This is a genomic window from Calothrix sp. FACHB-168, assembly GCF_963889195.1.
Lineage (GTDB): Bacteria > Cyanobacteriota > Cyanobacteriia > Cyanobacteriales > Nostocaceae > Aulosira > Aulosira anomala_A.
Map to the genome: position 1 here is coordinate 1 of NZ_CAWPNJ010000044.1, position 21,923 is coordinate 21,923.

15 protein-coding genes are annotated in these 21,923 nt (G+C 42.3%); 7 read left to right on the forward strand and 8 right to left on the reverse strand.

The window, feature by feature from the left end:
- Nucleotides 1–346 precede the first annotated feature (346 nt).
- Nucleotides 347–1,006, forward strand: a complete 660-nt coding sequence (locus AACW45_RS25275; protein ID WP_190635522.1) for a transposase — start codon at nucleotides 347–349, stop codon at nucleotides 1,004–1,006.
- Between the two features lie 240 nt (nucleotides 1,007–1,246).
- Here AACW45_RS25275 and AACW45_RS25280 read toward each other — a convergent pair whose 3' ends face one another.
- The 4 genes from AACW45_RS25280 to AACW45_RS25295 all read right to left on the reverse strand — a co-directional run bounded on the left by AACW45_RS25280 (nucleotide 1,247) and on the right by AACW45_RS25295 (nucleotide 7,542).
- Entirely contained in the window at nucleotides 1,247–3,613 is a 2,367-nt protein-coding gene (locus AACW45_RS25280) for an adenylate/guanylate cyclase domain-containing protein (RefSeq protein ID WP_190635523.1), read from the reverse strand.
- A gap of 444 nt (nucleotides 3,614–4,057) precedes the next feature.
- Nucleotides 4,058–4,966: an AAA family ATPase gene (locus AACW45_RS25285; RefSeq protein ID WP_190635625.1), complete on the reverse strand. Its 909-nt coding sequence runs from the start codon at nucleotides 4,964–4,966 to the stop codon at nucleotides 4,058–4,060.
- Nucleotides 4,967–5,148: 182 nt separating this feature from the next.
- Entirely contained in the window at nucleotides 5,149–6,237 is a 1,089-nt protein-coding gene (locus tag AACW45_RS25290) for a bifunctional riboflavin kinase/FAD synthetase (protein WP_190635526.1), read from the reverse strand.
- Between the two features lie 420 nt (nucleotides 6,238–6,657).
- Complete coding sequence (locus AACW45_RS25295; protein ID WP_190635528.1) at nucleotides 6,658–7,542, reverse strand: MBL fold metallo-hydrolase; 885 nt, start codon at nucleotides 7,540–7,542, stop codon at nucleotides 6,658–6,660.
- A 100-nt stretch (nucleotides 7,543–7,642) separates the two neighbouring features.
- Between AACW45_RS25295 and AACW45_RS25300 the strand changes: the two genes are divergently transcribed.
- Nucleotides 7,643–7,843: a hypothetical protein gene (locus tag AACW45_RS25300; RefSeq protein WP_190635530.1), complete on the forward strand. Its 201-nt coding sequence runs from the start codon at nucleotides 7,643–7,645 to the stop codon at nucleotides 7,841–7,843.
- Here AACW45_RS25300 and surE read toward each other — a convergent pair.
- Nucleotides 7,836–8,633, reverse strand: a complete 798-nt coding sequence (gene surE / locus AACW45_RS25305) for a 5'/3'-nucleotidase SurE (RefSeq protein WP_190635532.1) — start codon at nucleotides 8,631–8,633, stop codon at nucleotides 7,836–7,838. The two genes, AACW45_RS25300 and surE, sit on opposite strands and share 8 nt — an antisense overlap.
- Before the next feature lie 363 nt (nucleotides 8,634–8,996).
- Between surE and pheS the strand changes: the two genes are divergently transcribed.
- Nucleotides 8,997–9,989 carry a phenylalanine--tRNA ligase subunit alpha gene (pheS, locus tag AACW45_RS25310; protein WP_096646015.1) on the forward strand — a complete coding sequence of 331 codons (993 nt, stop codon included), beginning with the start codon at nucleotides 8,997–8,999 and terminating at the stop codon, nucleotides 9,987–9,989.
- Nucleotides 9,990–10,339: 350 nt separating this feature from the next.
- On the opposite strand, the gene AACW45_RS25315 is transcribed toward pheS, so the two are convergent.
- Entirely contained in the window at nucleotides 10,340–11,788 is a 1,449-nt protein-coding gene (locus tag AACW45_RS25315; protein ID WP_190635534.1) for a RecQ family ATP-dependent DNA helicase, read from the reverse strand.
- A 132-nt stretch (nucleotides 11,789–11,920) separates the two neighbouring features.
- Between AACW45_RS25315 and AACW45_RS25320 the strand changes: the two genes are divergently transcribed.
- Nucleotides 11,921–12,343, forward strand: a complete 423-nt coding sequence (locus AACW45_RS25320; RefSeq protein ID WP_190635536.1) for a GNAT family N-acetyltransferase — start codon at nucleotides 11,921–11,923, stop codon at nucleotides 12,341–12,343.
- A 239-nt stretch (nucleotides 12,344–12,582) separates the two neighbouring features.
- Entirely contained in the window at nucleotides 12,583–14,310 is a 1,728-nt protein-coding gene (locus AACW45_RS25325; protein WP_190635539.1) for an MHYT domain-containing protein, read from the forward strand.
- Between the two features lie 202 nt (nucleotides 14,311–14,512).
- Here AACW45_RS25325 and AACW45_RS25330 read toward each other — a convergent pair whose 3' ends face one another.
- A complete protein-coding gene (locus AACW45_RS25330; RefSeq protein ID WP_190635541.1) occupies nucleotides 14,513–16,117 on the reverse strand; it encodes a 2-isopropylmalate synthase in 1,605 nt (534 codons plus the stop codon).
- 98 nt (nucleotides 16,118–16,215) lie between these two features.
- Nucleotides 16,216–16,737 carry a LabA-like NYN domain-containing protein gene (locus tag AACW45_RS25335; protein ID WP_190635543.1) on the reverse strand — a complete coding sequence of 174 codons (522 nt, stop codon included), beginning with the start codon at nucleotides 16,735–16,737 and terminating at the stop codon, nucleotides 16,216–16,218.
- A 927-nt stretch (nucleotides 16,738–17,664) separates the two neighbouring features.
- Here AACW45_RS25335 and AACW45_RS25340 point away from each other — a divergent pair.
- Together AACW45_RS25340 and AACW45_RS25345 are read left to right on the forward strand one after the other, a co-directional pair.
- Nucleotides 17,665–19,998 (forward strand): serine/threonine-protein kinase, encoded by a 2,334-nt coding sequence (locus tag AACW45_RS25340; RefSeq protein ID WP_190635545.1) that lies wholly within the window; start codon nucleotides 17,665–17,667, stop codon nucleotides 19,996–19,998.
- A 530-nt stretch (nucleotides 19,999–20,528) separates the two neighbouring features.
- Nucleotides 20,529–21,881: a histidine phosphatase family protein gene (locus AACW45_RS25345; protein WP_190635547.1), complete on the forward strand. Its 1,353-nt coding sequence runs from the start codon at nucleotides 20,529–20,531 to the stop codon at nucleotides 21,879–21,881.
- Nucleotides 21,882–21,923 lie beyond the last annotated feature (42 nt).

The window sequence follows — 21,923 nt, forward strand, 5'->3', positions numbered from 1 at the left end:
ATGAGTCTTTGATACTCATTAATCAGTCTTTGATACTCGTGAATGAGTCTTTGATACTCATTAATCAGTCTTTGATACTCGTGAATGAGTCTTTGATACTCGTTAACCAGTCTTTGATACTCGTGAATGAGGCTCAGAAGTTCATTAATGAGGCTTTGATATTTGTTTACCTGCTTGTTTGGCTAGTACTTGGGTTATCTTACCTTGCGATCGTTTTTTTGATTGCAAAAATTAATAGCTTTGGTTTCTGTGGAAATAATTCCGAATTTTTTGGGTTGGCAATTATATAAATGCGCAGCAATAATTACATGATTATAAATTCTTTGCATCAATCAAAGATGTAATCATGAATAATTACGAGCCTGAACGGAAAAATGATAAACCTAAATATAAAGGTAAATATCGCGTTGATTCAACAAGGTTACCAGCATGGAATTATGCTAGCAATGGTGCATATTTTCTGACTCTTTGCACGCAGGGTAAAAAATACTTTTTTGGTGAGGTTGTGCAGGGGGAAATGCAGTTATCGTCAGTTGGAGAGGTTGTTCAAAGGTTGTGGGGTGAGATTCCTAATCAATTTTCTAATTGTGATATTGATGCGTTTTGCGTTATGCCTAATCATATTCACGGCATTTTGATAATTAATCAAGCACAAGGTTCTGTTGATTTTGAGGAAGGAGGGGACGCGGTGAATTGCGATAAACAGGGAGGGGACGCGGTGAATTTGATGAATTCGCAAGGAGACGCGATGAATCGCGTCTCTACAAGAGGGGGGGTGACGGGGTTGTTTAATCCGATGTTGTCGAAAAATTCGGTTTCTAAAATTTTGCGGTGGTATAAGGGACGATGTACGTTTGAAATTAATCAAATTTATCAAGGTTTTGGATGGCAAGAAAGATTTCATGATGAAATAATTCGCGATCAATTCGCCCTAGATAATATTCGACAATATATTATCAATAACCCAATCAATTGGCACCGCGATCGCCATCGACAACCCCATTAACCCCTTGTAGAGACGCGATTCATCGCGTCTCCCTGTGTGACGGAATTCATCGCGTCTCCTTCTTGAATCGATTCATCGCGTCTCCCTGTGTGACGGAATTCATCGCGTCTCCCTGTGTGACGGAATTCATCACGTCTTCTTCTTGAATCGATTCATCGCGTCTTCTTGTTGAATATTCATCGCGTCTCCCTGTGTGACGGAATTCATCGCGTCTCCATCGTAATGAATCCCGTCCAAATTTCAACCATCCAAACAAGGAACATCATAAAACCGATCCAGCATTGCCCGCACAGATGGCGGCAAAGATGTAAAGTGAATATAAAAGCTATTCTCCGGTGCTGGTTTTTCTAACACCTTGGCATAAAAATCTTCCCCTACCCCTGGCGACACATCCTTATTCAGCAAAATTAACTTCAAATTTGTCAAAGGTGGCGGTAATTCTCCCCCATCGCTGTTGTATTTAATCAAAGCTTCTCGATGGGAAAGTTGAATAATTTCTCCCGCATACAAGCGATCGCCTACATGTTTGCTTTCTAAGGTGACGTACTGGAGTAAAATCGGCTCAGGCAATTCGTGGAATTCTTCTGTAGACTTGGTGAGATATAAGTTATGCTCCCCCGCAATCCCGCTAATTTCATACAGATTAATCGGATCTTTGACTCCTTTCATCTGCACCTGTTGTTTACCATCTACTTTGACAATATCCCGTACTTCCTCTAACACATCCTCAGAAATAATAATTTGTCCGCCGACGCTACAGGCTTCAATGCGGTAGGCGAGGTTAATATGATTCCCCACCACACCATATTTTGTGCGTTTGACTGAGCCAATATTACCAACGACAACCTCACCTGTATGAATCCCAATTCCCATTTCTAGGGGAGGGAAACCCCATAGTTGCATTTGCTGGTTAACGGGAATCATGGCTTGTTGCATGGCGATTGCACAAGCGATCGCTCTTTTTGTATCATTCTCTCTCATGGTAGGCGCACCAAATAATGTGAGAATCCCATCACCCATGAATTCATCAATGGTTCCTTCATAATGGGTAATCACATCTGCCATATATTCCAGGTAAAAGTTGAGAATCTTAATTACTTCCTCTGGGGATAGTCGTTCGGCTGTCGCCGTGAAACCACGTAAATCGGAAATGAGGATGGTAATTTTTTTGCGGGTACCGCCTAACTCTAGCCCTTGGGGAGTTTCTAGCAAATTGCTGACAATCTCATCACTGAGGTAGCGCCCAAAGATTTGGCGAATCAGTGCATTACGGTTTTTTAGTTCCTGATTTGTCTTGGCTAATGCTTGAGTGCGATCGCGTACTTTTTGTTCTAAAGTAGCAAACAATTCCTTTAACTGTTGCGCCATGCTGGTAAAGGATTCCGCCAGTTCGCCAATTTCATAAGAACCTTCAATTACTAACTTTTGTTCCCAATTTCCATCAGCCAAATCCCTAGCTGCATGATTTAAGCGCTGAATTGGCTTAACAATCCACAGAGATGTTTGCAAACCCAACACCGTTGCAATAATTAGCGATAGCAGACACAACATAACTGTGAGTCTGGTATTTTCCTGAATCCGCGCCATAAAATCCGCTTCGGGAATCACCACCGCAATTAAACAATCCAATCCCCGGCTATCTTTTAATGGTGTCACCTGGAGAAATTGACGTTCTCCCTGAATCTCAAAATCTAGGAGTTGGCTATTGTGAATTTGCGCAAAATCGCCAAATTTCTGTTCTAAATGTTTCGCACTCTGCTGAATCAGATAATTTTGACTTTCAGAAGCTTTAATTCTTTGTGTGGGCGGATTCTTACTCTGGCGGTTACTTGCATCGGGGGTAGATGTCGCCACCAACAACCCGGATCGCTCCATAATAAAAGTTTGACCAGATTTACCAATCTTCAAACTTTGCAAAAATCTATTGACTTCGTAAAAAATAAATTCGCTACCCAGTACCCCCTTGAGTTTCCCCTGCTTGTCATAGACAGGTTGGGCGGCGGTAATTGCTAATCCTCCCGTACTAAAATCGCTGTAGATTTTACTCCAAGTTGGTTTACCAGCTGCAACAGCTTCCTGATACCAAGGGCGTTGACGGGCATCAAAATTAGGTAGAGATTGGATCAGTTTTGTGCGATCGCCTTGATTATTGGTAGCAAAATACTGATTATGTCCTGTAGTGCGATCGCGTTGCATTACCTGTAACTCACCATTGGCTAACCTTCTAGCGCCTAAATATTCCCCAGCCGCGTCACCATAAAAGTTATAAGTAATTACCGAAAAAGTCCGAATTTGCTGCCAAAAATACTTCTGTTTATACTGAGTATTTTGTATATCTAACTGCCCTAACTCAATCGCATTAGCATTGAGGCGATTAATTAAATGAGGCGTTTCAATATAAACCAGCAATTGATCCTTAACTCTTGCAGTCACCTCATCCCGCAACTGGGTGGCGACTTCATTCACCGCCTTTTGTCCATTAAGAAAAGAGAAATATCCGGTAAGTCCTACCGCAGTAATCACCTGGAGTAGTGTAGAAAAAACAAAAATTACTCGTAGGGGCATTTGTTTATACATAACTTCATAGCTGGATGCGCGATGACGCATCAGCCGATATCCTCCAGGTGAATGTTCCTCTCTACTCAGGATTCCCAGATTAGATAGTGAAGGTAATATTTTTTTCGTTGACGGTTGACGGTTGACGGTTGACTGTATTTACCGAACTATTTTAGAGATAATTGTGTTTAAAATAACAAAACCCGCATGAGCGGGCTAATACCAATTTGAAAAAAGAATGCGACAGATGGTAGGGGCATGGCACTGCCATGCCCTCTAGAATATATTGATGTGTCGCAAACATTATTTGAATTGGTATAAATAGAAGATGAAAGCACTTAGGGACTTCCAAATAAAAAAATATACAACTATTGATTGTGGGGTGGGCGTCTCGCCCGCCCATAGTCAAAGGCGGGCAAGACTTCGGCGTGAGCGCTCAGTCGAACGCTGCCCACCCCACAAGATTGGATAATTTATTTCTTGGAAGTCCCTTATTTAGGGAATAGGTTGCGATCGCAATAATCGCTCAACTACAGTGCGAGAACTGCGCCCGCCTCTTGTAATTAAACGATGCCCTAGTACATGGGGCACGAGAAATTTGACATCATCGGGAATGGCATATTCACGCCCTAAAATAAAAGCGAGGGCTTGGGTAGCTTTTTGTAACGCCACCGTACCACGGGGACTGACACCAAGGGAAATTTCCTCATCTTGCCTTGTCGCCCTTACCAAATCTAAGATGTATTGCTGTAAAGTCGGTTCTACCCTCACTTGCGCACAGAGTTGCCGTAATTGCGTCACTTCGTCCAAAGTAATGCAAGCTTGCAAATCTTCAGCTTTGATATTATCAGCCAAATTTTGCAGCATTTGCAGTTCTTCTGACTCGGAAGGATAGCCCAAACTCAAGGACAGCATAAACCGATCCATCTGTGCTTCCGGTAGCGGGAAAGTTCCCTGATATTCAATGGGGTTTTGGGTGGCAATCACAAAGAACGGCTTAGGTACAGGACGAGAAACCCCATCAACTGTTACCTGATGTTCTTCCATTACCTCTAACAACGCTGACTGAGTTCTAGGTGTAGCGCGGTTGATTTCATCAGCTAAGAGTACATTAGCAAATATTGGCCCAGGAAGAAAGCTAAATTCGCCGCTTTTCGGGTTCCAAATGTTAGTCCCTGTAACATCAGTTGGTAGTAAATCCGGGGTACATTGTAGCCGTTGAAACTTACCATCAACAGAACGAGCTAAAGACTTAGCTAGCAGAGTTTTACCAACACCAGGAACATCTTCTAATAAAGCATGACCACCGCCAAAAAGAGCAACCAGCACCAAACGTATTGCTTCAGTTTTACCAACGATAGTACGAGACAGGTTTTGTGTTAAAGCGTCAATTTTTTCTCTCATGCACCAGGATTGGGTGTATAGGGCATTGGGCATGGGGCATTGGGCATTGGGCAATTCAATTTTGGATTTTGGATTTCCGATTTTGGATTAGGGTTAAATCTAAAATCCAAAATCTAAAATCTAAAATTCCTAGCCCCTAACCCCTAGCCCCTTTATTGTTCCCAACCAAGCGGCACAACTCATCATGGAAATAGCAAAACTTCTTTCGCAATATTGCAATCGAGTTGAATTTGTGCTTTGAGTGCTTCTAGAGAAGAAAATTTTTGTTCGGGGCGTAAAAATTCCACCAGCTGCACAGCTAGCTGTTTACCGTACAAGTCTCCCGCCCAATCGAATAAATGGACTTCTACCGATGTATTGATACCTGCAACGGTGGGACGATTACCAATATTCATCACTCCCAATAGGGGGACAGATGTCTGTGATGTTTGCTCTGTGAGGAAAACGCGCACGGCATAAACACCAAAGCGGGGTAAAAATTTATCTTTTGGGAGTTGCAAATTCGCGGTAGGAAAGCCAATGGTTCTACCCAATTGTTGCCCTTGAATCACCAGCCCAAACAAAGTGTAAGGCCTGCCTAATAAAAGATTTGCATTTTTGACATCGCCATTTTCTAAGGTTTGGCGGATGAGGGAAGTGCTAATTGGTAAATCTGGTGTAGGTGAAAAGTTGGCACAATGATTTTCTGGTGGTAATTCAGCCTTACCTGCGTATTTTTCTAGGGTAACTATGGTGACAGGGATATCATATTTTGCGGCGAGTAGTTGTAAATCCCTGGCTGTACCGGTACGCTGTTTACCAAAACAAAAATCTTGTCCCACACTCAGCTGCTGACATCGCAGTTTTTGCACGAGAATTTTTTCCACAAATTCTTCAGGCGATAAAGCTGATAATTCTTTATCAAAGGGTAATAGTACTAGTTGTTCTATGCCGAGCGATCGCAATTGGGCAACTTTTTCATCTAGGGGAGTTAATAACGCCCTGGGTTGTCCCGAAAAAAACTCCTGGGGATGGGGATGAAAGGTGACAACAGTTGAGTATATATGGTTTGTAGCGTCTGTGGGTGAGAGTTCGAGTACATTGCTCTCTTCTGCATCCAAAGTCCTTGGTGGGACTTGTTTGTTTGCTCGCTGCAAAACTGGTTTAATTACTCTTTGATGGCCAAGATGCACGCCATCAAATTTGCCAAGAGCCACAGCCGTTGGCGTTAACAGTTCTTCGGTTGCAGAAGCAACCCACACAGAACACCCATTTTGAGACAAATTTAGCACTTGATTCTGGGATTTTAGGTTTATTTAGCTATCAGCCACAAGCTACCTGATGGGTAACCGCCTAGAGGAGAAAATGCGATCGCAACATCTGGGATTGCCCTGTTTGTCAAGGCGAGATGACATGTTTTGCCATCAGCCAAGGAAAGTCGCCAACGGTTAACCGCTCGTTACTCAGTCCATAGCACCCGATACCATAGCCATTTTGGCTTGAGGCTGACATTTTGGGTTGTGGCGAGGTTTGACTCGCAAAAGCCCCAACAGAGTTATTCTCCAGGCTTGTTTGCTCCTCTGATGAACTCGCAAAGCTTGTTCTTCAGTTTTCGCAGTTTACCTCAAAGGCCACTCTCTTGCTGAGAGCTTCCGATCAACAATCTAATCTAAAATCTCGAATCAATGCGACTGCTATCTTTAAACAAAAAATTAGCTGACTGATAAAGATTCCGATAAAGGCACGGAAACGGGAATATTGACTACTAGCCCTTCCTTGGCCATGATGGCATTAGGGAATTGCTCTACCGCTTGTTTGGCGATTTTATCTAAAAAATCATCGTTATGGGCAGGGTCGTGGTGGAAAATTACCAGAGTCTTCACCTTAGCAGCTTTAGCAATTTTTACCGCTTCTTGCCAAGTGGAATGTCCCCAGCCAATTCTCGGCGATGTGGGCAAATGATACTCTTCATCAGTATAAGTAGAATCATAAATCAGCACATCGGCATTCCGGGCTAACCACAGGACATTTTCATCGAGGCGATCGGGAAAATGTTCTGTATCAGTAATGTAAGCTGCAGCACCGCCAAGCCAGTTGACGCGATATCCCACCGCTTCACCGGGGTGATTCAGTGGTGCTGTTTCTACGGTAATGTCATTAATATGTATTGGTTGCCCCGGTGTAATGTCACAAAAATTCAAGTTAGCCTGCATAATTTGCAAAGGCACCGGAAAATTTGGGTGCAGCATTTGGTCATTCAGGCGCTGTTCAATTGTGGAACCATCGGGAGCAATTGCGCCGTAGATTTTAAAACTGTTGCCCTTGACAAACCCTGGTGCAAAGAACGGAAATCCCTGCATGTGATCCCAGTGAGAGTGGGTGAAAAATAGATGACCTTCTAACGGCATTTGTGACAATAAAGATTGTCCCAAAACATGTAGCCCGGTGCCACCATCGAAAATTAAGCGGTTACCACCTACTTGCATGGCGACGCAAGGGGTGTTACCGCCATAACGCACGGTATGTGTCCCTGGACTGGGGATGCTGCCGCGAACGCCCCAAAATTGCACGGTAAATTGGTGTTCTAACCTAGACATGGGTGTTGCTTTCTGGACTGAGCGGGCGATCGATAAAACAAATTGTTACTGATGATTCTTCAGTTTATGCGGTCTTACCATTTTAATAGAGGAGAATTTCTTGGTAAAACAGCATACCCTTTTTCAGGCTATTTTTGTCAGCTTGAGTGAGACATTACTAAGCAAAAATCCTAAGTTATTAGGATTGAGTTTAGCGATGGGAGCGAGAGCGCTCCTACTTTATAGCCTAAATTTCGGGAAAATAGATTTAAATACCTCCTCAGTTGCAAATTTTTCTAAAGAAGACAAAGTTATTACGTAAATTTAAATTCCCAATCCCCTAATTGGTTAATGCCAGTTGCGTAGGTAAGATTGTATTGTAATGGCGTGATACTAATGTAATTTTTACGGATAACATGCACATCAATGGGGATGTGTTGAGGTAAATTTAAACCCTCTGGGGGTTCAACATCCTCCAACACTTCACCGGTTAACCAGTAGTAGGTTTTACCACGAGGATCGACGCGCTTATCAAATACATCCACATAGCGCCGTACTCCCTGCCGTGTAATCGCTACGCCAGCAATTTCTTCCCACTTCACTGGGGGAATATTTACATTCAGTAACATTAACTCAGGCAGAGGTTTGGCAGCCAGTTGGGCTACGAGATTTTGGGCAAAGCGAGCAGCAACTTGATAGTCTTTATATGTATGACTGGCAAGGCTGAAAGCTATACTGGGAAGACCTTCTATTATACCTTCCATTGCGGCAGACACGGTTCCGGAATAGAGAATTTCCGTGCCTAAATTAGCGCCTTGATTAATTCCAGACAGTACTAAGTCGGGGGGAGATTCTAACAAAGCCCAAAGCGCCAATTTCACGCAGTCTGAGGGCGTACCATCGCAAGCCCAAGCTTTGACATCTGGATGAAAAATTGACTCGACAATTTCGGCGCGAATCGGTTGGTGTAAGGTTAATCCATGACCAGTTGCCGATCGCTCTCGGTCTGGGCAAACTACAGTCACATCATGACCGGCTTCTGCTAAACTGTTGGCTAAGGTACGAATACCTAAAGCAGAAACTCCGTCATCATTGCTAATGAGTAATTTCATGGTGATTGGTCATTAGTCATTTGTCATTGGTCATTAGGGACTTCCAAGTCAAAAAATATTCCATTCCTATTGTTCACTGTTGACCGTTGACTGTTGACTGTTGACGGTTCACAGTTAACAGCCAAGGACTTGAACCGAATAATTTATTTTTTGGAGTTCCCTTAGTCATTAGTTATTGGTTATTGGTCATTTGTCAATGTCGAGGGTCACAAATAGCAGACAAAAAACAGATGCAAACACTGAATCCCTTATAAACTGGTAAACAGAGGTTTGGTTTTAATGGCATACTACTAGGGTTATTTGCCGACAAGTCCAAAACTTTGGACGATTGACTATTGACCATTGACTCTTGAGTATTAACTAATGACTAGCAATTTAGAGGCTCAACTTTTAGCACTACGGCAGGAAGGAGAACAAGCGATCGCAGCTGCTGATACCTTAGAACGCCTAGAAGAACTCAGAGTCAGCTATCTGGGTAAAAAAGGGCAACTAGGGGCACTTTTGCGCAGTATGGGGCAGATGAGTGCAGAAGAACGCCCGAAAATTGGAGCGATCGCCAATACTGTTAAAGAATCTTTACAAGATAGTTTAGATAAGCAGCGTACCGCTTTAGAAACTGCGCAAATTCAAGCCCAGTTAGAAGCGGAAACACTGGATGTAACTATGCCAGGAATTTTCAGCCCCCAAGGTCGAATTCACCCCCTCAATGGTATTATTGACCGGGCGTTGGATATTTTTGTGGGCATGGGCTACACTGTGGCGCAAGGGCCAGAGATGGAAACAGATTATTACAATTTTGAGGCGTTGAATACTCCGCCTGACCATCCCGCCCGCGATATGCAAGATACATTCTACTTGCCTGATGGTAATTTGCTGCGGACTCACACATCCTCAGTACAAATTCGTTACATGGAAACTGAAGAACCGCCAATTCGGGTAGTAGCGCCAGGACGAGTTTATCGCCGGGATAATGTGGATGCGACGCACTCAGCCGTGTTCCATCAAATAGAACTTTTAGCCATTGATGAGGGGTTAACATTTACAGACCTCAAAGGCACAATTAAGGTATTTTTGCAAGCTATGTTTGGCGATTTGCCAATTCGCTTCCGTGCGAGTTACTTCCCCTTTACCGAACCTTCTGCAGAAGTGGATTTGCAATGGAATGGGCGCTGGTTGGAAGTGATGGGTTGCGGGATGGTCGATCCAAATGTTTTAAAATCTGTAGGTTATGACCCAGAAATTTATACTGGCTTTGCTGCTGGTTTTGGTGTAGAACGTTTTGCGATGGTTTTACATCAAATGGATGATATTCGCAGGTTGTACGCCAGCGATTTGCGGTTTTTACGCCAGTTTTAAAGCTGATATCTAAATAAACTCTTCTTCTTCGCGTTCTTTGCGTCTTCGCGGTTAAAAAATATGATTAAACCACGAAGGCGCGAAGTCACGAAGAGAAAAAGTAGGCAATTAAGCTAAAAATAGCCTCTGTCTTTGCTTTTTCGCCCGCCTTTCGACTTCGCTCAAGGCTAATAGTCCAAGTAGGGGCGGGTTAAGCGACATAGTCGTGAATTATTGGAGCATATCTGTGAACCCGCCCCTACTGAAGTAGACTCAAGATTTTGAGGATATTTAGTCATCTTGAGATGACTTTGGCTATTAGCAAGGAACTTCAGTTCCTTGCGGTAACTGGGACATTATTTGAATTGGTATTATTTAGACAAACAGCGATCGCAATGTCCACAACGCCAGTTAGCGGCTTCTTTGTCAAAACCAAAGGCGGTTAATAAAAATTGCCAGCGACAATGTTTACTATGTAAATATTGATGCATCTGCTTGGCGGCTGCAAGTTGGTTTACTGGCTGTTTGTTGACTCCTGGCTGAATTTGATAATGGAATGGGTCAAGCCAGTGTAATTGACCGCTACTATGGAGTAGAGAAAGAGCGATCGCACCTTGGGGAAATTGTCGCGCTACATTATTCACTTCTCCCTGTTTGGGTAGTTTTTTGATTAATTGCTGTGCGGTTTGTTGTTGCGATCGCATTTGTTGTGCAAAAAACTCCTGTCTTTGCTTATCTTCCCCATCTAACCATCCTGTAGGTTCGCTAATTAACGTTAAAGCTTCGGCTGGTTTTCCATCTCTTCCAGCGCGTCCGATTTCTTGCACATATTCCGAAAGCAGCAAGGGTGCGTGATAATGTATAACCCAGCGCACATCTGGTTTATTAATCCCCATACCAAATGCACAGGTACATACCACAAATGGCATTTTACCACTTAACCAGCTAGCTTCCACCGCCCGCCGTTCTGTTGCACTCAAACCTGCATGGTACGCAGCCGTAGCATAACCCATTTCCGTAAACCATGCGGCTAAATCCTCGCTATCGCGGCGGGTGCGCACATAGACTAATCCGGCTTGTTGCGGTCGATTTTGGATAAATTTGCGTAATTTCTGCTTTCTTCCTCTGGGAGTCCAAGCTATGCAGACGTTAAGATGCAGATTCGCACGGTAGGGATTGAGACGATAAATATCTGGTTGTTGTAATTGTAAAACTGTGGCGATGGTTTTTTGCGCTACAGGGTCAGCAGTGGCGGTAAAAGCTGCTACGCTAATTTTCGTTCCTGGTGGTTTCGATTGCAGCAAAGCTGGGCGCACTGCTCCTAATCTGCGATAAGCTGGACGAAAGGTTTCACCCCACTGCACTAAACAATGGGCTTCATCGAGAATAATGCCGTTAATCTGCAATTGCGGCTGAGATAAAATTTCCCAAACTGGCGCACTTAGTAAAGTTTCTGGTGATAAATATAATAACCGTAGTTTTTGTTGTGCTAATGCTTGCATTGTTAAACGACGTTGAGATGCTGGTAATTCGCTATGCAACAATGCGGCGCTGAGGTTTAACTGACGTAGTTCTTGCACTTGATTTTCCATTAACGCCACTAAAGGGGAAACTACCAAAGTTAATCCTGTTTGTAGCAGTGCAGGAAGTTGAAAACAAATCGATTTACCTCCGCCTGTGGGCATAATAATTAAGGCATCTTTTTGAGCTAATAAACTGCTGACAATTTCTCCCTGTGGGGAACGAAAATCATCGTAGCCCCAAATTTTCTTGAAGGTATCCAAAACTAAATTCCAAGATGTGGTACCTATTTGATTCATAATTAATAATAGATATATCCCTGCTCTTGCTGAATATAGCCTCTTTCATTCAGCTAACGTTTCAGTAGTTTCATCATTTGCATCTACATCTCGCAGATAAATCAATTTATTGGTAAATTTCTTGAGGTCGCTATGAATGAAGATTTAAAACATAGATTTTATATCAGCATAGATAAATCTAAACTGAATATCCCCATGATTCATCATTTTCTTTGCAGTGCTGATTTAGCAGAAAATATGCCCTTAGAAGTTTTAGCAAAATCAATTGAAAATTCTTTATGCTTCGGACTTTATGAAGATGAACAGCAAGTTGGTTTTGCTAGGGTAATTACTGATTATGCTACTTCTGCGCTGTTAAAAGATGTGTTTATTCTTGAGCCTTATCGCCGACAAGGATTAGGTAAATGGTTTGTGCAGTACATTTTGGAATATTCAGAACTGCAAGCTGTACCTAAGTGGTTTTTAGGAACGAAAGATGCTCATGGATTATACCGACGCTGCGGGTTTAAAAATTTAGCTGCACCAGAAAAAATGATGATGCGCTTTAGTCATTAGTCATTAGTCATTAGTCATTAGTCATTTGTCAGGGTAATTACTGTTGACGATATTTAATGAAATCAAACACAAGATAAAGATTAGGTGTGATTTTTGAGGAGGAAATGGGAATTATAAGAATTTGTCTTTTATTAGGGAATTATTAATTTTAAAAATCTCATATTTTCTTTATTTTCTCTTTATAGAATTAGCATCGGTGCTGAAATGAATTTTGCTGGCAGAGAAAATAAATTTATTATATGAGTACAGTTATTACTGGTAGTTATGACATTCGGTTATTAATTCTTTCAATAGCGATCGCACTACTGGCTGCTTACACCAGCTTAGATTTAGCGGAACGAGTGCGCAGATCAATAGGTTACGCGCAAATTGGCTGGTTAATTGGCGGTGCGATCGCAATGGGAACTGGTATTTGGTCTATGCACTTTGTCGGCATCCTCGCCTTTCATTTACCAATTCCTGTAAAATATGATATATTTACTGTGCTGATATCAGTTTTGGCAGCTATTTTCGCCTCAGGCTGTGCTTTATTTGTGGTCAGTCAGGAAGTAATGGGTATCTCTAATTTACTTGCTGGTAGTCTATTGATGGGGCTGGGTATTACCACCATGCACTATACGGGAATGGTGGCGATGCGTCTGAATGCGAGTATTCATTACAACTATCTATTAGTAGGAATTTCCATTGCGATCGCTTTTATCGTTTCCTTCGCAGCTTTATGGTTAGCATTTCATCTACCCGATCGCCATACTGTAGCCTATAGAAGGAAGAAAATATTTAGTGCCATGATTATGGGTGCAGCTATCCCTACTGTACATTATACAGGGATGACCGCTACTAACTTTCATGCGATCGCAGTATTACATACACCTTCAGCGATGACTGTTGATGCTGCTGTGCTAGCTACAACTATTGGTATCGTCACCTTTGCAATTTTAGGATTAGCATTAATAATTTCCTTAGAGACAACAGCAATTGAGAGAACAGTAGCTTTAGCCAATCTCGAAAATGAAATTATCCAACGTCAACATATAGAAAGATGTTTTCAGCAACAACAAGCGAGTAAACTAGAACAAGCTTTACAACAATTGCAACGCACTCAAGCCAAATTAGCACATACAGAAAAAATCTCTTCTTTAGGACAGTTAGTTGCAGGTGTTGCCCATGAAGTGAATAATCCGGTAAATTTTATCTCTGGTAATTTGTCTTTAGCTAACGACTATATTCAAGATTTAATTAATATAGTCAACCTTTACCGCCAAAAATTTCCCGAACCGGGTAAGGAAATTGAACAGCAAACAAAAGCTATTGATTTAGAATTCTTGCTGATAGATTTACCGAAAATGATTTCTTCCATGCAATTAGGTAGCGATCGCATTCAAGAAATCATGGAATCATTGCGCAATTTTTCGCGCCTAGATGGAACTGAGAAAAAAATTGCCGATATTCATCAGGGAATTAACACTACCCTAATGATTTTACAGCATCGTCTCAAAGCTACCACAAATCGTCCTGCCATTCAAGTTGTCAAGCATTATGGTAATTTACCGAAAATTGATTGCTATATCGGACAACTCAACCAAGTTTTTATGAATTTGTGCGCCAATGCGATTGATGCTTTAGAAGAGTCGAACCAGAACAAAAGTTTTGCTGATTTAGTCGCCCATCCTAATATCATTACCATCACCACCAGTAGCGACGATAATTATATATTTATCAAAATTGCCGATAATGGTACAGGAATGTCAGAAGAAGTGCGATCGCAATTATTTGACCCTTTCTTCACCACGAAATCAGAAGGTAAAGGTACAGGCTTAGGATTAGCGATTAGTCATCAGATTATCACAGAAATGCACGCTGGCAGTTTGCATTGTGTCTCATCTCTAGGAGAAGGTACAGAATTTACCATTCAAATCCCTCTAGTCACAGCAACTTCCCCCCACTCTCCATCTAAACTCTGCTTTTAAAGCGAAAAATATTCCTATTTCTCTCTGCGCCTCTGCGCCCTCTGCGGTTAATAATTAATTTATGAACCACAGAGACACAGAGGACACAGAGAATAAGAGATTACAGCAGAATTGATTGGGTGAAAACGTTTATCCGCCATAAAAATAACCCCCGCAATTCTCCAATTAAGAATAATTGCAAGGGCTAAAAGCTCAGATTTATCTAGACTTTCTGTGGAGTCGCTTCTTCCGCCTTCTCCTTACTTTGCAAAGAAGCATACAACCTATTTAGTGCATTTACGTAAGCCTGTGCCGAAGCCACAATAATATCTGTATTGGCTGCATGACCTGAGAAAATGCGCGATTCATGCTTTAACCGGATAGTTACTTCGCCAATCGCATCAATACCTGCTGTAACCGATTGTACAGAAAACTCAATCAACTGGTTAGGTACGTTAACTACACGGTTAATTGCCTTATAAACTGCATCCACAGGCCCCGTACCAATGGCGGCGTCGGTTAATTCTTGTCCGTCGGGAGTGCGCAAGGTAACGGTGGCGGTAGGTTGGGCGTTGCTTCCACAGGAAACTTGCACCAATTCTACTTTAAACAAATCCGGCGCTTGTTGGATTTCATCGTTGACGATCGCTTCTAAATCCCAATCGGAGATTTCTTTCTTTTTATCAGCGACTTCTTTGAATCTGACAAAGGCTTTATTCAATTCGCTTTCAGATAGTTCAAAGCCCAATTCTTTTAAGCGGGTGCGGAAAGCATTTCTCCCGGAATGTTTACCCAAGACGATTTGATTGTCTGTTAAGCCAATCAATTGGGCATCCATAATTTCATAGGTCAGCTTGTTCTTTAATACACCATCTTGGTGAATGCCGGATTCGTGGGCAAAGGCGTTAGCCCCGACTATGGCTTTATTTGGCTGCACCAACATCCCAGTTAAATTAGACACCAAGCGCGAGGATCTATAAATTTCCTTGGTGTCGATATTGGTTAAGGATTGTTCAGAATCGGCTGGTCTGCCCAAGAAGGGATTAAAATATTGTCGCCGGACATGCAACGCCATCACCAATTCTTCTAAAGCTGCATTCCCGGCACGTTCGCCAATGCCGTTGATGGTACATTCTAATTGTCTCGCGCCATTCTTGACTGCTTCTAGGAAGTTGGCAACGGCTAAACCTAAGTCGTTGTGTCCGTGAACAGAAATAATCGCTTTGTCGATGTTGGGGACGTTTTCTTTTATCCCCTTAATTATTGCCCCAAATTCGCTGGGGGTTGTGTAACCCACAGTATCGGGAATATTCACTGTGGTTGCGCCAGCTGCGATCGCTCTTTCTAAGACTTGGTACAAAAATTCTGGATCGGAGCGTCCGGCATCTTCTGGGGAAAATTCTACATCATCGGTGAAGCTTTTGGCATAGGCGACCATTTCCTCCGCGATCGCAATTACTTCTGACTTGGTTTTTTTCAGCTTGTACTTCAGATGAATATCAGATGTGGCGATAAATGTATGAATTCTGCCTTTTGCTGCTGGTTTAATCGCTTCGGCTGCGGCTTTGATATCATCATGCTTGGCTCTGGCTAAACTACAGATTACCGGGCCATTTTCTGTACCGACGACTTGGGCGATTTTGTTGACAGCTTCAAAATCTCCCGGACTGGCAAACGCAAAACCCGCTTCAATGACATCTACCCCAAGCCGCGCCAACTGCTTGGCTATTACTAGCTTTTCATCTATATTTAAGGTCGCTCCCGGACATTGTTCGCCATCGCGCAATGTCGTATCAAATATGATAATTCGCTCTGGTTGGCTGCTCATTTTCTCTTTGTTTAGTTTAGGGTGGACTTTTTGCTATAACTACACTTGGATTTTAGGTTTTTTACTATTTACGTTTGTAAATATTCATTAACTATAATTTAGGCTTCACTCTTTTCTATTCGGTCTCTAATATCATTCAAATCTATATATCTATCAGTAGCATTACGTAATTCTCTAGCAATCATGCCTTCTGTGGAAACTACTGTAATATGTGTATTTTTTGAGCGTAATAGTTCAATTGCCCGTTCAAAATCGCCATCGCCGCTAAATAAAACTACTCTATCGTATTGATCTACTGTATTAAACATATCGACAACAATTTCAATATCTAGATTAGCTTTTTGCGAGTACCTCCCGGAAGAATCATCATAATATTCTTTGAGAATTTTCGTTCGTACTGTATATCCTAAACTAATTAGAGCATCACGGAAACCTCGTTGATCTTGGGGGTCTTTTAAGCCAGTGTACCAGAAGGCATTGATTAAGGTTGTTTCTGCTTGTTCGTGTTTAAAATATTCTAATACTCGCCTGGGGTCAAAAAACCAGCCATTTTTTTGCTGCGCATAGAACATATTGTTTCCGTCTACAAAAATAGACAGACGATTCATAGGAGATACCATAAAAAATTACACCTAAATAATAGAAAAGAATTGTAGATTGAACAATAGATTATAGCAATTATCAATAGCTCAATTTGCTAATATCTATAAAGTGTATCTTCATGTATAGCTTTTATCTTAACCTCTTTAAATTCATTAATAATAGCGGCAACATTAGAGCAGATCCTGGAGACTCTGAGCTTTGGATATAGGGCAATACAAGGGTTACCCTCCGATCAAAATCTACCAATAAGTTAGACTTAATAACAGTAATCTTAACTGTCTAACAGTTCAGTTTACTCCTAAAGAGGTATGGTAGAACCTGTAGGGGAGAAGTTAGGCTAAAGCGCAGCTCTAATTTTTGCCATCATCAACAGGACAGGATTTTTTTGCTGGATTGGCGTTACCGCAGTGACAGAAGTTGCGGAAAATAAACTTCTGTGCAAAATCTGTGCTTCCCTAGTGGATGAGGATTTTGTCAGCTGTCAATGGCAAATATATATTGAGATCGTTGGCTGAGGGAGGGGGATAAAACCAGTTGCGATCTAACTTGCCCTCTGGGTGATGCTACGATCGTCATGAATACTGATGTCAGTTGCATAGATAATGCTACTGAGCAATGACTACTGACAAGTTTTGCACCATCAACTCGCGATTGGTGGTATAGATGTTGGGGTAGATCTCATCTTCAGCAAGTGTAAAGACCAAGGATTTTTAGCTGAGTTCTTGGGAAAATTACAGCTTGCAGCTGTTTGCAAGAATGAGGTCAGGATTGTAAAAATAACTATAAGTAAGCAAAGTACCGATATGAATCAAAATTTGGGGGAAATTAATTGATAGATGACAAATGTATAAGTTTCTCATTTAAGTCAGATTTCAATGTGGTTGCACGAAAACAGGGTCTGAATAAATAAAAGTTGTTGTACCTTAATTATTCAATAACACGATATGGCAGAAGAACCTACCTCTACCGCAACTAAACAAGATGTCTCTGCTAGCGATGGACGGTTAAGCAAACCGACAAAAGCCACTTCGACCACTTCAATTTACCGTTCCAAGCTGATAACTTGGTTTGGTCATCTGTTGACTGGTGCTTCAGCAATTGGCGCAGCCATACTGAGTACTTCTGGTATGGGTATGGTGCAATTGATGGAAAGTCAGGCGATTTCGACTTTTTTTCAACTGCGGGGGCCAGTAAATCCTCCAGAAGACATTGTGATTTTGGCAATCGACAATCAGTCTGTATCAGTCCCTGAACAGTACTATAAAACAAATCCACAACAGTATGCTTACCTGGAACCACTGAAATCTTTTCCATTTAAACGTGCTGCATATGCCCAAGTTATTGAAAAATTGGTGCAGGCTGGTGCTAAAGCTGTGGCATTAGATGTTGTGTTTGATACCCCAAGTAGTTATGGCCCGGCGGACGATCGCCAATTGCAAGCAGCTTTAGAAAAATACGGTGGTAAAGTTACTTTAGCTGCGCTGTACGAACACTTTGACACCCATCAAGGAACCTTTGTACAGCTAACGCAACCGCAAAGGATGTTTCATAAAGGTTCAGTATCAATTGGGACGGTAAATTTTCCCATAGAAGTAGATGGCAAAATTCACCGATTAGCCAGCGAGTATACGCAGTTACTGGCAACTCATGATTTAATTACTGATAAGATGCCCTCATTTGACGAAGCGGTACTGAGGGCGGCGCAAATTAATTATCCTCGACCTAAAGGCGATCGCATTCATTTTTGGGGACCTTCTGGGACATTTGAAGAAATTCCCTTTTGGTATGTACTCGATCCGGAAAATTGGCAAAATTATTTGCAACGGGGTAAGGTATTCCAAAATAAAATTGTGATTATTGGGGCGACAGCTCAGTTAGGCAATGATTTTTATGCTGTGGCGGCTGGTAGTCACTGGCTGTATCCCGAACGCATGGCTGGGGTAGAAATTCATGCGAATGCGATCGCGACTTTAATGTACGATAAAGCGATCGCTCAAGGTATCACTAGTCCCCCCTTGCGCGGTTTATTTGTACTCACCATCGTTGGGGGTGCAATCTTTATTTGTACTCGCAGTAAACGTGGTAGCACGCGATTTATATTGAGTCTGGGATTAGCCACGATTTGGGGCGGAATGAGCTATGTATTGTTTATCGCCAACGATTTAATTTTTCCCACAACTATACCTATAATTGCGATCGCTTTTAGTGGCTTCACCTATCTGGGAACCGAAATAATTAGAGAAAGTATTAAAAAACGGCAACTAATTGATATATTTCGCAAACATCAATCTTCAGCAGTGGTGCAAGAAATCATCAGCCAACAAGATGACTTGCAAGACTTACTCCAGCAACGGAATTTAGCCTTAGCTGGGATCATACTTGGCGGACGCTATAAAATTGTCAAAGTTCTCGGTTCTGGCGGCTTTAGCGAAACCTACATTTCCGAAGATACCCATCGTCCGGGAAATCCCCGTTGTGTAGTCAAACAGCTCAAACCTGCAAATACCAAATCCACAGGATTGCAACTAGCCAGACGTTTATTTAACTCCGAAGCCCAAACATTAGAAAGATTGGGTAACCATCCGCAAATACCCCAGCTATTAGCTTATTTTGAACAAAACGAAGAATTTTATTTAGTGCAAGAATTTATAGTTGGTCATCCATTAAGCCAAGAATTATCTCCCGGTCAATGTCTATCAGAAACCTCTGTTATTGATACTTTACGAGATTTATTGCAAACATTAGCATTTGTCCATGAAAATAAAGTAATTCACCGCGATATTAAACCTAGTAATATTATTCGCCGCCATTCTGACTGGAAACTAGTATTAATCGACTTTGGTGCAGTCAAAGACGTATCTGCACCGCCAATGGAAAATCAAGAACATACCCCCTTTACCATTGGTATTGGTACTAAAGGTTATGCACCTAACGAACAATGTTTTGGTCGTCCCCAATATAGTAGCGACATCTATGCAGTCGGCATGATAGGTATCAAAGCCTTGACTGGTATCTCCCCCCACGAGTTTAAAAGAGATAGTGAGGGTGAGTTGCAATGGCGCGATAAAGTAGAAGTCAGCGAACCCTTAGCAGACATTCTCAGCCAAATGGTATTGGAAGATTATAAGCAACGCTATCAAACTGCAAGGGAGGCTTTAATCGCCTTTGAGCAGTTGAGTACATATATCAATAAAAATACTATGAGGCAAAATAATTCGTCAATTCCTACTGCACCTTCAGACGATCCCGATGCACCGACTACACCTTGGCAAGATTGATTGAAAGCGGCGGGAAACTTCATCTTCTGCTGGGTGGAGAGGGATAGTCGCCCCGCCGCTTGGGGCATTGGGCATTGGTAAGCTATTCTGCTTTTAAGTTGCACAATCTATAGGATAAGGGACTTCCAAGAAATAAATTATCCAATCTTGTGGGGTGGGCAGCGTTCGACTGAGCGCTCACGCCGAAGTCTTGCCCGCCTTTGACTATGGGCGGGCGAGACGCCCACCCCACAATAAATAGTTGTATATTTTTTATTTGGAAGTCCCTAAATGTAGGTTGGGTTGAACGAAGTGAAACCCAACAAAGCGCCGAAAATGTAGGGTTTCGTCCCTCAAACGCCACTGAGGGAGCCGGGAAACCCGTCCAACGCAGTGGCTCCCCAACCTACGCCAAATCTGTTTTTTGACGCTAACTGAACCGTATTGTTCTATACCCAAAAACTCTACTCTGTTGTGGGTGGAGTTTTTATTATTTCCCTCGTACCAGTTTGCAGTAAAATTAGTCCTTTAGATAGAGGAGGGCAAAATAGATGACTAAGGTCATCATTGTACGCCACGGTCAAAGTAGCTATAACACCGAGCGGCGGATTCAAGGACGCACTGATGCGTCACAATTGACTCAAAAAGGTCAGAATGATGCTACCAAATTAGGCCAAGCCCTCAGTAATATTGCATTCAATGCCATTTACAGCAGTCCTTTACAACGGGCAAAACAGACAGCAGAAAGTATTCATCATCAATTAGTCAATGCTACGGGAAAAGCTGCTGTTATCCAAACTTCTGATAAATTGTTGGAAATAGACTTGCCTTTGTGGGAGAGAATGCTCACATCTGAGGTCAAGGAACAGTATGCTGAAGATTATAAAACTTGGCACGAACATCCTGACGAATTGCGGATGTTGTTAGAAGATGCACAGGGAACTAAAGAACATTTCCCTGTATTGTCTTTATACGCCCAAGCTAAAGAATTTTGGCAAGAAACTTTACCCCATCATCAAGGCGAAACTATTTTGATTGTGGGGCATAACGGCATTAATCGCGCTTTAATTAGCACAGCTTTAGGCGTTCCCCCCAGTCGCTACCATTCCGTACAGCAATCTAATTGTGGCATCACAATTTTAAATTTTGCTGGCGGTTTAGGCGATGCAGTCCAGCTAGAGTCTTTAAATCAAACACAACATACAGGCGAAATTTTGCCTTCATTGAGACCAGGACATGAAGGTGTAAGATTATTACTGGTACGTCACGGGGAAACAGAGTGGAATCGCCAAACTAGATTTCAAGGACAAATTGACGTTCCCCTCAACGATAACGGCAGAAGTCAGGCGCAAAAAGCCGGAGAGTTTCTGAAAGATGTAGCCATTGATTTTGCTGTTAGCAGTTCTATGCAGCGTCCTAAAGAAACAGCAGAGATTATTTTGCAGCACCATCCGCAGATAAATTTAGAATTGCAAGATGGTTTACGAGAAATTAGCCACGGACTTTGGGAAGGCAAATTAGAAGTAGAAATTGAACAAGAATTTCCCGGTGAATTGGAGCGCTGGCGCACAGTTCCCGCCGAGGTACAAATGCCAGAAGGGGAAAATTTGCAACAAGTCTGGGAACGTAGCGTTGCAGCTTGGCAAGCCATTGTGCAAGCCGCAGCAAAAAGTGAACTTAAAACCGGCATAGTTGTAGCTCACGATGCTACTAACAAAACTTTACTATGTCATATTCTGGGTTTACCCGCAGATAATTTCTGGAATTTCCGTCAGGGTAACGGCGCAGTGAGTGTAATTGATTATCCATCAGGCCCCGATGGTTTACCAGTGCTGCAAGCGATGAATATTACCGCGCACTTAGGTGGCGGGGTATTTGATAAAACAGCTGCTGGAGCATTGTAGAGATTGGTGTTAAGGCTGTTGACGGTTGACACTTCGACAAGC